Origin of the sequence: Anaerorhabdus furcosa (assembly GCF_900167375.1) — a bacterium.
Taxonomy (GTDB): domain Bacteria; phylum Bacillota_I; class Bacilli_A; order Erysipelotrichales; family Erysipelotrichaceae; genus Anaerorhabdus; species Anaerorhabdus furcosa.
Genome location: NZ_FUWY01000005.1, coordinates 39501 through 52547 on the forward strand (window position 1 = coordinate 39501; position 13047 = coordinate 52547).

At 33.6% G+C, this 13047-nt stretch carries 15 protein-coding genes; 14 read left to right on the plus strand and 1 reads right to left on the minus strand.

Translation table 11 applies throughout. The features are described from left to right. The first annotated feature begins 93 nt into the window (after nucleotides 1-93). From B5D14_RS08405 to hpf, 4 genes are all read left to right on the plus strand, one after another. The gene (locus tag B5D14_RS08405; RefSeq protein ID WP_078712180.1) at nucleotides 94-993 is read left to right on the plus strand and encodes an ROK family protein; all 900 of its coding nucleotides are present in this window, start codon (nucleotides 94-96) and stop codon (nucleotides 991-993) included. Between the two features lie 8 nt (nucleotides 994-1001). After that, entirely contained in the window at nucleotides 1002-2231 is a 1230-nt protein-coding gene (locus B5D14_RS08410; protein WP_078712181.1) for an aminopeptidase, read from the plus strand. 85 nt (nucleotides 2232-2316) lie between these two features. After that, nucleotides 2317-3795 (plus strand): DUF2779 domain-containing protein, encoded by a 1479-nt coding sequence (locus B5D14_RS08415; protein ID WP_078712182.1) that lies wholly within the window; start codon nucleotides 2317-2319, stop codon nucleotides 3793-3795. 83 nt (nucleotides 3796-3878) lie between these two features. Next, nucleotides 3879-4406 carry a ribosome hibernation-promoting factor, HPF/YfiA family gene (gene hpf, locus B5D14_RS08420; RefSeq protein WP_078712183.1) on the plus strand — a complete coding sequence of 176 codons (528 nt, stop codon included), beginning with the start codon at nucleotides 3879-3881 and terminating at the stop codon, nucleotides 4404-4406. Between the two features lie 39 nt (nucleotides 4407-4445). Here hpf and B5D14_RS08425 read toward each other — a convergent pair whose 3' ends face one another. Next, nucleotides 4446-5108, minus strand: coding sequence for a hypothetical protein (locus tag B5D14_RS08425; RefSeq protein WP_078712184.1), 663 nt, complete (start codon nucleotides 5106-5108; stop codon nucleotides 4446-4448). A gap of 154 nt (nucleotides 5109-5262) precedes the next feature. On the opposite strand from B5D14_RS08425, the gene B5D14_RS08430 reads away from it, so the two are divergent. The 10 genes from B5D14_RS08430 (at nucleotide 5263) to pyrE (ending at nucleotide 12974) form a co-directional block, all read left to right on the plus strand. After that, nucleotides 5263-5589 (plus strand): MG284/MPN403 family protein, encoded by a 327-nt coding sequence (locus tag B5D14_RS08430; protein WP_078712185.1) that lies wholly within the window; start codon nucleotides 5263-5265, stop codon nucleotides 5587-5589. Nucleotides 5590-5619: 30 nt separating this feature from the next. Further along, nucleotides 5620-5847: an acyl carrier protein gene (locus B5D14_RS08435; protein WP_078712186.1), complete on the plus strand. Its 228-nt coding sequence runs from the start codon at nucleotides 5620-5622 to the stop codon at nucleotides 5845-5847. A gap of 12 nt (nucleotides 5848-5859) precedes the next feature. Beyond that, nucleotides 5860-7563, plus strand: coding sequence for a phosphoenolpyruvate--protein phosphotransferase (gene ptsP, locus B5D14_RS08440; RefSeq protein WP_078712187.1), 1704 nt, complete (start codon nucleotides 5860-5862; stop codon nucleotides 7561-7563). Between the two features lie 52 nt (nucleotides 7564-7615). Continuing rightward, on the plus strand, nucleotides 7616-8086 hold the full coding sequence (gene pssD / locus B5D14_RS08445) for a PssD/Cps14F family polysaccharide biosynthesis glycosyltransferase (RefSeq protein ID WP_078712188.1): 471 nt from the start codon (nucleotides 7616-7618) through the stop codon (nucleotides 8084-8086). Beyond that, complete coding sequence (gene pssE / locus B5D14_RS08450; protein ID WP_078712189.1) at nucleotides 8086-8565, plus strand: PssE/Cps14G family polysaccharide biosynthesis glycosyltransferase; 480 nt, start codon at nucleotides 8086-8088, stop codon at nucleotides 8563-8565. Before pssD ends, pssE begins: the two co-directional genes overlap by 1 nt. A gap of 144 nt (nucleotides 8566-8709) precedes the next feature. Continuing rightward, the gene (locus B5D14_RS08455) at nucleotides 8710-9990 is read left to right on the plus strand and encodes a dihydroorotase (protein ID WP_078712190.1); all 1281 of its coding nucleotides are present in this window, start codon (nucleotides 8710-8712) and stop codon (nucleotides 9988-9990) included. 2 nt (nucleotides 9991-9992) lie between these two features. Further along, on the plus strand, nucleotides 9993-10736 hold the full coding sequence (locus B5D14_RS08460; protein ID WP_078712191.1) for a dihydroorotate dehydrogenase electron transfer subunit: 744 nt from the start codon (nucleotides 9993-9995) through the stop codon (nucleotides 10734-10736). Continuing rightward, on the plus strand, nucleotides 10721-11638 hold the full coding sequence (locus tag B5D14_RS08465; RefSeq protein ID WP_078712192.1) for a dihydroorotate dehydrogenase: 918 nt from the start codon (nucleotides 10721-10723) through the stop codon (nucleotides 11636-11638). The genes B5D14_RS08460 and B5D14_RS08465 overlap by 16 nt, the downstream gene beginning before the upstream one ends. Beyond that, nucleotides 11635-12339, plus strand: a complete 705-nt coding sequence (gene pyrF, locus B5D14_RS08470) for an orotidine-5'-phosphate decarboxylase (protein ID WP_078712193.1) — start codon at nucleotides 11635-11637, stop codon at nucleotides 12337-12339. Before B5D14_RS08465 ends, pyrF begins: the two co-directional genes overlap by 4 nt. A 2-nt stretch (nucleotides 12340-12341) precedes the next feature. After that, entirely contained in the window at nucleotides 12342-12974 is a 633-nt protein-coding gene (pyrE, locus tag B5D14_RS08475) for an orotate phosphoribosyltransferase (RefSeq protein ID WP_078712194.1), read from the plus strand. Nucleotides 12975-13047: the final 73 nt, after the last annotated feature.

The window sequence follows — 13047 nt, forward strand, 5'->3', positions numbered from 1 at the left end:
AAAGTTTTTCTTTTGTCTAATCCACATGTAAGCCTTTTCTTTTTGCGACAAAAACTCTATAATAATGAATAGATAATAAAAAAGGAGACAAGCATGAAGACAATTATCGGTATTGATCTAGGGGGCACGAATGTACGTGTTGCTAAAGTTACGGATTCAGGGGAAGTATTACAAGAATTAAAAAGTCCTTCTTATGGGCTAGAAGGTCCAGAAAAGGTTGTACCCAATATTATTTCATTAATCAAACAAATTGATGGCTACAAGGATTGTATTGGAGTTGGTATTGGTGTACCAGGACCAGTTGATACAGTTAATAAAGTAATGAAACTATCTAGTAATTTAACAGGATTTACTGACTATCCAATGGCTAAGATGATTGAAGAGGCTACAGGATTACCAACGTTCCTTGATAATGACGCAAACTGTGCAGGACTTGCAGAAGCAATCATTGGAGCAGGAAAATTATATCCAATTGTATATTACACAACGGTTTCTACAGGAATCGGTGGTGCTTTGATAGTGAATGGGAAGCTTGTTTCAGGAAAATCAGGATATGCAGGTGAAGTTGGAAATCTAATTGTTGATCCATACCGCGAACCATTTAATAATTTAAATCCAGGAGCATCTGAGAGTGAAGCTAGTGGTCGTGCGATCACACGTAAAGGACAAGCTATTTTTGGTGATAAAATCGAAAGTGCTAAAGATGTCTTTGATTTATATGTTCAAGGTGATGAAGAAGCAAAGAAACTTGTTGATCAAGTTACAACTGATTTAGCTGTTATGTACAGCCATATTGCACATATTGTAGATCCACATATTTTTGTTATTGGTGGTGGGGTAATGAAATCCAAAGATATTTGGTTACCAATCATGCAAGAAAAATTCAAAAAACTAGTTCATTCAGGAATGAGAGATGTTATTTTTACAGAAGCTGAATGTAGTGAACCTGGAATTTTAGGAGCTGCAATGCTACCTATTTCCAATGGACTATAGGTGAATCCATGGATAATCGTTTAAAAAAATATGCAGAACTTGCAATAAAACAAGGGGTTAATATCCAAGTAGGACAACCACTTGTCATCAATGCGCCCGTTGAATGTGTTGAATTTGTACGTTTATGCGTAGCAGAAGCATATAAAGCAAAAGCATCTAAAGTGGATGTTGTATGGAGTGATGATTTAATCACAAAACTTCATTATGAAAATGTTGAAACTGATATTTTGAAAAAAGTACCTGCTTATAAAATTGAACAACGCAAAGAAGAAGTTGAATCAAAATGTGCTTTTTTAAGTATTCGTAGTAGCATTCCAGGAAACTTGAAGCACATTGATCCATCAAAGTTACAAGCTGTAAGTCTTGAAGCATCTAAAGCAATGGAACCTTATCGCTATTATACAATGGCAAATGTTGGACAATGGTCAATCGTAGCCTTACCTAATGTTGCATGGGCAGAAACAATCTTCAAAGATTTAAAGGGTGAAGATGCAGTCAATGCTTTGTGGGATGCAATTTTTAAATCAGTTCGTATCAGTGAAGATAATGATCCAGTACATGAGTGGGACAACCACAATGAATCATTACATCAACACAATGATTTATTAAACAAATACAATTTTAAATCACTTCATTTTAAAAATGGAATAGGTACAGATTTAGTTGTTGGACTTGTAGAAAATCACATTTGGGCTGGAGGATATGATACAACTCAAGGTGGTATTATGTTTAACCCAAATATGCCAACTGAAGAAACATTTACAACACCTCTTCGTACAAGTGTTAATGGAATTGTGTATGGTACAAAACCACTTAACTATCAAGGTAAATTAATTGAAAACTTTTGGATTAAATTTAAAGATGGAAAAGCGGTTGAGTTTCATGCAGAAAAGCAAGAAGATGCTTTAGCTAATTTAATCAACCTGGATGAAGGATCATGTTATTTAGGAGAAGTAGCGCTTATTTCGCATAATTCTCCTATATCCAATATGAATATTTTATTCTATGATACTTTGTTTGATGAGAATGCATCCTGCCATCTAGCATTAGGTGCAGCATATCCAAACAACATCAAAGATGGCGAAAAAATGAGTAAAGAAGAGCTTATTCAACACGGATGCAATGTTTCAATGGCTCATTCAGACTTTATGTTTGGAAGCGCTGATATGGATATTGTAGGAATTACTTATGATAATCAAGAAATTCAACTATTTAAACATGGTGATTTTTGTATCTAAAACCTCATGATGAGGTTTTTATTTGATTTTTGGATTTACTTTAGCTATTCTATAATGTGATGTATAATGAATGAAGGTGATTACAATGTATCATATATCTGATGTAAAAAAATATTTAAGATGTCCAAAATTATTCTGGTTAAGTCATTATGAGGAACCATTACCGTTTAATTCTTTTGTGCGACTAGATGAAGCTGTAACAACACTTGCGTGTGAAAAACTAGGTATTACAGATTGTTTTTTAGGTGCACGTGGTGATGAGGCTAGTTTAGCATTAAAGGCAATGGAAAATAATGAATGGATTGTAAAAGGACGCTTTGAAGCAAAACAATTAAGAGTTAAAATTCCTTTTCTACATAAAACTGAACAAGGATGGGATGTTTATTTTCTATTCTGTGGCAATCGTCCAAAAGATGATGACATGAATTTTTATTGTAGTAGTATTTGGGTATTGGAAGAAAATGAAATTGATATTCATAACATATACATCTTACATTTTGATGAAAACTATGTACGTGGTGATGAATTAGATCCTCACCAATTATTTCAAATTACGGAAGAGTTTTTTAATGATAAAGGAAACCCAAGTAAAAATATAAAAGATACCGTATTTAAACGTCTACGTAATTTAGAAGATACACTCAATGGCATGGATGAAATATTAAAACGTGATGTCGTGGAGTGTACGCGTCAAAATAAATGTACAAAGAAAAACAAATGTCGTTTTTATGATAAGTGTTTTCCAAATGAATTAGAAGTAGATGCTGATTCTATTTTGACATTAGTGTCTTCTCAACATAAATATGCTATGCATCATGAAGGTAGATTAAAACTTAAGGATGTAGATTTAGATCGTATTGAAGGTTCAAGACAACAATTTGCGCAAATTCGAGCAAGTCAAAATGATGGATTATATGTGGATTATTATTCACTAAAAACTTGGATAGAAGAAATTAAATATCCAATTACGTTTTTAGATTTTGAATGGGAAACTTATGCAATACCACCATTTAAAGGGATGAAACCGTATGATGTACTACCGTTTGAATACTCAATTCATATTTTGCATGAAGATGGCACAATTGAGCATAAAGAATATTTAGGAACTCGTGATTGTCGACGTCATGTTGTAGAAAATCTAATTCAAGATATACCAAATGAGGGGACAATTGTTGCCTATAATGCTGAAGGTGCTGAAAAAATACGTTTAAAGGAAATGGCAGCTCAGTTTCCTGAGCATGCAAAAGATTTAATGAATTTATATAGTCGTCTTGTTGACTTGGCATTTCCGTTTGTGATTGGTGCTGTCTATGATGTTCGTATGAGAGGTTACTATTCACTAAAAGTGTTAATGTCTCTTATGGAGAACCAAAGTGGATATCAAGATTTAGATATTCATCAAGGAATGGATGCAGTTTTCCAATGGCGATTATTGGATAGAGAAGATGATGAGGTTGATTCAGAAGAAATCAGAACACATCTTATTGAGTATTGTAGTATGGACACATATGCAATGGTAGTTGTGTACAAGTGGTTAATGAGTTTAGTACATGAGCGAATATGAAAAATAACTGAAGTTTGATGTATTGGTGTATCAAACTTATTCTGAATCATTTATAATATAAGTAAGAATAGGAGGTTTCATATATGAGATTTGAAATCGTTGGACAACATGTTAGTATCACTGAAGGAATGAGAACTAAAATAGAGAATAAACTATCCTTCCTTGATAAGTATTTCTTAATTGATGAAGACACTATTGCTCGTGTTGTTGTGAAAATTTACCCAACAACTCAAAAGATAGAGGTGACAATTCCAAGCAAAATTGGTTTATTGCGTGCAGAAGTTGAACATGAAGATTTATATGCTGCAATTGATTTAGCAATTGACAAATTAGAAGATCAAATTCGCCGTCAAAAAACGAGATTATCGCGTAAACATAAAGATAAATTAGCAATGAATTTCATCGAAGTTGATGAAGAAAAATTAAATGAAGGAGACATTCCTGTTAAAACAAAAACAATCCAAGCTAAAACAATGGATTTAGAGGAAGCAATTCTTCAAATGGAAATGTTAGGACATAGTTTCTTTATCTACACGGATGCTGAAACTGAAACAATCAGTGTTGTATATCGCCGTAACAATGGTGGTTATGGATTGATCGAAACAGAATAAATTAAAAATGGAAGTTCACAAGTAGTGAACTTCCATTTCTTATGCAACAAAGTAATTAAGTAGATTGAATAAGAGTAAAACAAATCCAAGACTGAACATTCCTGGAAGAAATGAATGAGTCTGATTATATAAATAAGAAATAATAATTGTGATTACAAAATAGAACAGATAACCCTTTAACCAAGCAATCATATCAAATGGAATGTAGGTAACTGTGAATAATAAAGCAAATATGAATCCAGATAAGAGAATAACAACAGCTTCAGCGTGTTTTAATTTCAATCGATCAGTAACACATTTGAAGACGATAACATAATTCATAGCGAAGACAAATGTATTAATAATCAGTATTGGAACAATGAACCAAGAAAAAGCTTGGAGTGATTCTTTTGCAATAAGTGGCAGGAATGCGTTTAAATAGTTCGTATTAGCCCAAACTAAAAATGACATGATAAGTATACCAATAATAGTAAAGAAGATAGCTTCTTTATAATCATCCTTAAAACGATTCCCGTGAATTGCAAGTAAGTCCCAATTTTGAATCATTAATAATAGTCCAGATAAACTCACAGCAAATGTATATGATATTAATGAATTTTGAATAATCATATTAATGAGTGGAGAAAAAACTGGAACGATTAGAAAGTAACATATTGATAAAATAATACGGCTATAGGGCAAAGTTGTAGATTCATTACTCATCATCTAACCCCCTTCGAGTTTACTTGAAAATTATATCAAGAAAGCAATAAAAAGCAAGTGCTATTAGATGGAGAAAAAAATAGTATCTACAATTACGAGAAAAGGGTACTCATTCATTAATTTTTATCATATAAATGGATTAGGAGGGGGATTTATGTTAACAAAACCATTAAGTGATAAAGATAAAAAATCATTTATAATGATCTTAGCAAAGGCTTATATGAGATCAAAGCGAAGAATACAAATGTATAAATTCTTAAGCGTTGAAGAGAATAAATCTTACTATTCAAGTGAATTAAGTACTGTTTACTTAGTAAATTCAACAATTTTGTTGTGTAGTCCAACAAGTCAGTTTATTTTAAAAAATGAGTTTTTTAGTTATCCAAACCCCAATTGGTATATAGAGTATTATTCTAGAAGTAGCTATTATCGACTAAAAAAGCAAGCGATTGACGAATTTATTGATTGTCTTAACATCTAAAAAATGATAAAATCTCCGTGAGGTGTAGACATGGAAACGTTCAACACAATAAAAGGTTACCTTGAGCAATCAATCAATAAAAAATGCGAAGTCATGGAAGAAACAACATTTGAAGAATTAGGGCTAGATTCTTTCGGGGTTGTTGATTTTGCACTTGGGTTAGAAGAAAAGTTTGGGATTACTTTTTTTGATGAAGAATTACATGATATTAACACTATCAAAGATATGGTAGATGTTTTGAATCGCCATATAATTTAAGGAGGGATATCTATGTTGAAAGGTATAGCAGCATCATCGGGAGTTGCAATTGCAAAGGTTTATAAATTACAACAACCAGAACTTAAAATTGAAAAAGTACAAAGTTCTTCTGAAGAAGAAATTGCAAAGCTAGAAAAAGCATTTGAGAAAACAATTGCTGACATTGAAGTTATTAAGGAAAGAGCATCTGGTAATTTATCAGAAGAAGAATTAGCTATTTTTGACGCTCACTTAATGATGGCAAATGACCCTGAATTAAAAGGCCAAATTGAAGAAATGATTAAAAATGATGGCATCAATGCAGAATATGCTACTGAACAAGTTGCTAACATGATGGTAGGTATGTTTGAAAGTATGGATGATGCATACTTCAAAGAAAGAGCCGCTGATGTAAAAGACGTTACTTTCCGTTTACAATGCAATCTTGCAGGAGCAATCATTCCTGATTTAACAACAATTAATGAAGAAGTAATCATTGTTGCAGAAGATTTAACACCTTCTGACACAGCTCAATTAAATAAAAAATATACACTTGGATTTGCTACTGCAATTGGTGGTAGAACATCTCACTCTGCAATCATGGCAAGAAGTTTAGAAATTCCTGCAGTTGTTGGTTGTGCAGCAATTATGGAAGAAGCTAAACAAGGTGATGTTCTTGTTTTAGATGCAATTGATGGTGTAGTAATTTTAAATCCAACAGAAGATCAAATTAATGAATTTGGTGCAAAACGTGCTAAATTTATTGAAGAAAAAGAAGCTCTTAAGATTCTTATTAGCGAAAAGAGTGTTACTCTTGATGGTCATGAAGTTGAACTTGCAGGAAATATTGGAACTCCAAAAGATGTTGAAGGTGTTCTTGCAAATGGTGGTGAAGGTGTAGGGTTATACCGTACAGAATTCTTATATATGGATTCAGATAACTTCCCAACAGAAGATGAACAATTTGAAGCTTACAAGACAGTTCTTGAAGCAATGGGTAATAAAAAAGTTGTTATTCGTACATTAGATATTGGTGGCGATAAGAAATTAAGTTACTTCACATTCCCAGAAGAAATGAATCCATTCTTAGGGTATCGTGCAATTCGTCTTTGCTTAGACCGTACAGATATTTTTAGAACTCAATTACGTGCTTTAATTCGTGCTAGTGCATATGGACACTTATGTATCATGTTCCCTATGATTGCTACATTAAAAGAATTTAGAGCTGCTAAAGCATTATTCAATGAAGAAAAAGAAAATTTAATTCGTGAAGGTGTAAAAATTGGAGATAAGATTGAAGTAGGTATCATGGTTGAAATTCCTGCTGCTGCTGTTCTTGCTGATCAATTCGCTAAAGAAGCAGATTTCTTCTCAATTGGTACAAATGACTTAGTTCAATATTCAATGGCTGCAGATAGAATGAGTGAAAAAGTATCCTATCTATACCAACCAATGAACCCATCTTTATTACGTTTAATTAAAATGGCAATTGATGGTGCTCATAAAGAAGGTAAATGGTGTGGAATGTGTGGAGAAATGGCTGGTGATGAATTAGCTGCTCCAGTATTACTAGGACTTGGACTTGATGAATTCTCAATGAGCGCTTCAAGTATCTTACGTGCTCGTAAAATGATTCGTTCACTTAAAAAATCGGATATGGAAGAACTAGCAAATAAAGCACTTGCAAGCGAAACTATGGAAGATGTCATCGAATTAGTGAAAAATAGTTTAAAATAAGTTAAAATAAGAGTGTGAGTGTTCACACTCTTTCTTTTTGAGGAGATATAAAATGAAAAAAGTAATCTTTATCTCAAGTACTGGGGGACATCTAACGGAATTAATGCAGCTTGCTCCGATGTTTGATGGAGTTGATGCAACTCTTATTACTGAAAATACAGCTTCAAATAGCTCGTTAAAAGATAAGTATGGGAGCAAATTTCATACACTTGTTTATGGAACGAAACAACATTTGTTTTCATACTTATTTATCTTCGCATTTAATATATTAAAATCATTTGTTCTATTTATTAAGATAAGACCAGATTATATTATTACAACAGGAACACATACTGCTGTACCCATGTGCAAAATAGCGCATCTATTTAAGAAGAAGGTCATCTATATTGAAACTTTTGCGAATTCTAAAACACCGACTCAAGCTGGACAAATGATTTATCCAATTGCGGATTTATTTATTGTTCAATGGGAGAGTATGTTAGAGGTATATCCTAAAGCAGTCTATGGGGGGTGGATTTTCTAATGATATTAGTTACACTTGGGACGCAAGATAAGTCATTCAAGCGCTTGTTAGAAGCAATTGATAAACAAATTGAAGCGGGAGTCATTTTAGATCGTGTTGTTGTACAAGCAGGATACACAACTTATCATTCAAACAACATGGAGGTTTTTGATTATATTGATCGTGACGAATTTGCAAAATTATTACAAGAGGCTGATTTGATACTTACTCATGGTGGTGTAGGGACAATTATGACAGCATTAAAAAGTGGTAAGAAGGTAATTGGAGCGGCGCGATTAAGTGAATTTGGTGAACATCACAATGATCATCAAACACAAATTCTGGAAAGTTTTGATGAACAAGGATACCTCATCTATGCTAGGGATTTAAATCAATTTAGTGAATATATAGAAAAGAGTAAAACATTTACTCCAAAACCACTTGTGAGTAATACGGAGTCTTTTATCAAGCTGATAGAAGATTTTATGGAAAAAAACTAGAAAATATCTATTAAATAAAATTTGATATGATATAATGACAATGGCTTTAATGAAATGCGTGACGTTTCGAAGAAATCAAATTTTTTATAGTAACTACTGATGACCTTCGAACTCATGTTTTGAAGGTTTTTTTATGGAGGAAATATGAGCAAATTATTTCAAAATGGTAATGTTTATATCAAGGGTAAATTTCAAGAAAAAGATTTTATGATTGATGATGAAGGCTGTATTGTCATTGCCGATAAAATAGATGTGGATGAGGTCGAGGAAGTGATTGATTGTGCAGGATTGCATGTCTTCCCAGGTTTTATTGATCCACATGTTCATTTAAGAGAACCAGGTTATTCGTACAAAGAAACGATGAAATCAGGAACAAAAGCAGCAGCACATGGGGGATATACAACAGTGTTTGCAATGCCCAATGTGAATCCAGTTCCAGATTCAGCCCAACATATTGAACAGTTAGGAAAATTGATTGATCAAGATGCATGCATTCATGTCTTACCGATTGCCTCAATAACACAAGGTCAAAAAGGAGTAGGGAAACTTGTTGATTTTGATGAGTTACTACCACATACTTATTTGTTTTCAGATGATGGAAAAGGTGTGCAAGAGGCATCAATGATGAAGAAAGCAATGGAGAGTTGTCAAAGAAATAATGCAATCATTATTGCTCATTGTGAGGATGAAGCACTGCTAAAGGAACATGGATGTATACATGATGGTAAAAAAGCAAAGGAATTTAATTTGGTAGGTATTTCAAGTGAATCTGAATATGCTCAAGTTAAGCGTGATCTTGATTTAGTAAGAGAAACCAATTGCCAATATCATATTTGTCATATTTCAACAAAAGAATCAGTAGCATATTTAAGACAAGCAAAAAAAGAGGGATATCCTGTAAGTGGTGAAGTTACACCTCATCATTTATTCTTATGTGAAGATGATATCGTTGAAAATCATGGAAGATTTAAGATGAATCCACCACTAAGAACAAAAGAAGATCAAGAAGCACTTCTACAAGGATTACTTGATGGAACAATCGATTGTATCTCAACAGATCAAGCACCACACAGTGATGAAGAAAAAAATTGCACAATGGACAAAGCTAGCATGGGAATTGTTGGAAATGAAATTGCCTTTCCTCTAGTTTATACAAAACTTGTAAAAGAGAAAAAATGTTCGCTTGAAGATGTCATGGAGTGGATGAGTGGACATGCAGCAGATATATTTGGAGTAGATGGTGGCGAGATTGTAAGTTTTGAAAAAGCGAATATTACTATATTCAATTTGAATGATCGCCAACAAGTACGCTCAAGAGAATTTGAATCAAAAGGTAAGAGTACACCGTTTGAGGGACAATGGTTACAAAGTAAATGCTACATGACCATCAAAGATGGTGACATTGTTTATAGAAAGGGTATTTAATTATGAAATCTATACAAACCTATAAGATTCTACAAAATGAACCATTAACACAAAATGTCTACAAAATGATTCTTGAAGGGGATACAAGTTGGGTAACAAATCCAGGACAGTTTATTAATATTACAATTGACACAGAATATTTAAAAAGACCAATTAGCCTATGTGACTATGATGATTCAACTCTTACTATTATTTATAAAGTAGTCGGTGCTGGAACTAGTTGGATGGCTAAACAAGAAGTAGGAAAAGAAATAGAAGTGTTAGTAGGACTTGGAAATGGCTTTACACCACAACAGAGTAAACATGCATTGCTTGTGGGTGGAGGTGTAGGAGTTCCACCACTATATCGGTTATGCAAAGATCTAATTGAAAAAGGTGTAGAGGTAGAAGTAGTATTGGGATTTAATACAAAAAGTGAATGTTTCTATGAAAATGAATTTAAGCTTCTTGGTGCCTCTGTTACAGTATGTACGGTAGATGGAAGTTATGGAACAAAAGGGTTTGTATCAGAAGTTATTCAAGGAGACTTAAAAAATTATCCTTATTATAGTTGTGGACCACTTCCAATGTTAAAGGCTGTATTTGATGCATCAAACACCCAAGGACAATTATCATTTGAAGAAAGAATGGGTTGTGGATTTGGTGCTTGTATGGGATGTAGTTGTAAGACACTGACAGGCTATAAACGTATTTGTGTTGAAGGACCAGTCATGAAAAGTGAGGAAATCTTATGGACAAAAGATTAAGCGTAACACTCTCAGGGTGGAAATTGGATAATCCTGTAATACCAGCAAGTGGAACCTTTGGGTTTGGTTATGAATTTGCACAATTTTATGACATCAACGAGTTAGGAAGTATTGCGACAAAAGGAACTACGAAAGAAGCACGATTTGGAAATCCTACGCCAAGAATTGCAGAATGTGATCGAGGGATGATTAATGCAGTAGGACTTCAAAATCCTGGTATTGATGAAGTAATTCAAACAGAATTTAAAAAGTTAAAAGAAGTTTATCATAAAAAAGTAGTCGCAAATATTTCTGGATTTGCTTTAGAAGAATATGTAGAATGTGCTAAAAAAATGGATAAGGAAGATATCGTAGGTATACTTGAAATTAATATTTCTTGTCCAAATGTTAAACATGGTGGAATGAGTTTTGGAACAGATCCAAAAATTGCGGCAGAGATTACAAAAGCAGTTAAGGCAGTGACAACCAAACCAGTATATATTAAGTTATCACCTAATGTAACAGATATTGTTGAAATTGCTAAGGCGGTGGAAGAAGCTGGTGCAGATGGAATTTGTATGATTAATACACTTCTTGGGGCAAGATTTGATTTAAAAACAGGGAAACCAATTATCGCTAACATAATGGGTGGGTTTAGTGGACCTGCAATTAAACCAATCGCTCTTCGAATGGTATATCAAGTTTATAAAGCAGTACGCATTCCTATCATTGGAATTGGAGGAATCGCAACTGCAGAGGATGTAATTGAAATGATGATTGCAGGAGCTACCGCAATTCAAGTAGGTGCAGAGAATTGTCGTAATCCGTATGCATGCAAAGAAATTATTGATAACTTACCCATATTAATGGATAAGTTAGGCATAGAAAAACTAGAAGACATAATTGGGAGGGCTCATCAATGAGAGAAAGAGATGTCATTATCGCGTGTGATTTTTCAAGTAAGGAAGAAACATTAAATTTCCTTGATTTATTTAAGGAAGAAAAGCCATTTGTTAAGATTGGTCAAGAATTATTTTATTCAGAAGGACCTAGCATTGTTCATGAAATTAAACGTCGTGGACATAAGATTTTCTTGGATTTAAAACAACATGATATTCCAAACACAGTGTATAAAGCGATTAAAAACTTAGCAAATTTAGGAACAGATATGCTAAATGTGCATGCAGCAGGTACAATCGAAATGATGGCAGCTGCTCAAAAAGCAGTTGATGAAGTGAATCCGAATATTAAACTAATCGCAGTAACACAACTTACAAGTACATCGGAAGAAAGAATGAAAGAAGAATTATGGATTGACCATAGTTTGAATGATACGGTGGTACACTATGCTAAAAATGCTGAGAAGGCAGGACTTGCGGGTGTGGTATGTAGTCCACTTGAAGCTGGGCTTATTCGTGAAGCTTGTGGTGATAAATTTATTACAGTAACCCCAGGTATTCGTTTCAATGATGAAACAAAAGGGGATCAAGTACGTGTTACAACACCTTCACAAGCTCGTGAAATTGGAAGTGATTATATTGTGGTAGGAAGACCAATTACGGGTGCTAGTGACCCAGTTGAAGCATACCGCCGTTGTGTTAGAGAATTTGTAAAAGGAGAATAATGATGGAAAAGTTAATTGCGAAAGATTTATTAGATATTCAAGCAGTATTTTTAAAACCAAATGATCCATTTACATGGGCTAGTGGAATAAAATCTCCAATATATTGTGATAATCGTCTTACTCTATCTAATCCAAAAGTAAGAAGAGATGTAGAAAATGCATTAGCTGAAATCATTAAAAAACACTATCCAGAATGTGAAGCAGTTATGGGTACTGCAACAGCGGGCATAGCACATGCAGCACTTGTTTCAGAAATTCTTGACTTACCAATGGGTTATGTTCGTGCTAGTGCGAAAGATCATGGACGAACAAATCAAATTGAAGGAAAATGCGAACCAGGTACAAAAGTCGTTGTTGTTGAAGATTTAATTTCAACAGCTGGCTCAAGTATTGATGTAGTGAAAGTGCTACAAGAAAATGGTATTGAAGTTCTAGGGATTGCATCTATCTTTACTTATGGTATGAAAAAAGGATTGGATCGTTTAGCTGAAGCAAATGTAAAGAATGTAAGTGCTAGTAACTTTAATGCACTTGTTGAAGTTGCGGTAGAAACTGGTTACATTCAAGCAGAGGATTCAGAAAGATTATTAAAATTTAGAGATAATCCAAGCGATGAAAGCTGGATGGAAAAATAAAAGCCACTTCTGTGGCTTTTTGTTTTATCGCATGTGGTATGATAGAAAGAAATACAACACATGATCTTAAAAA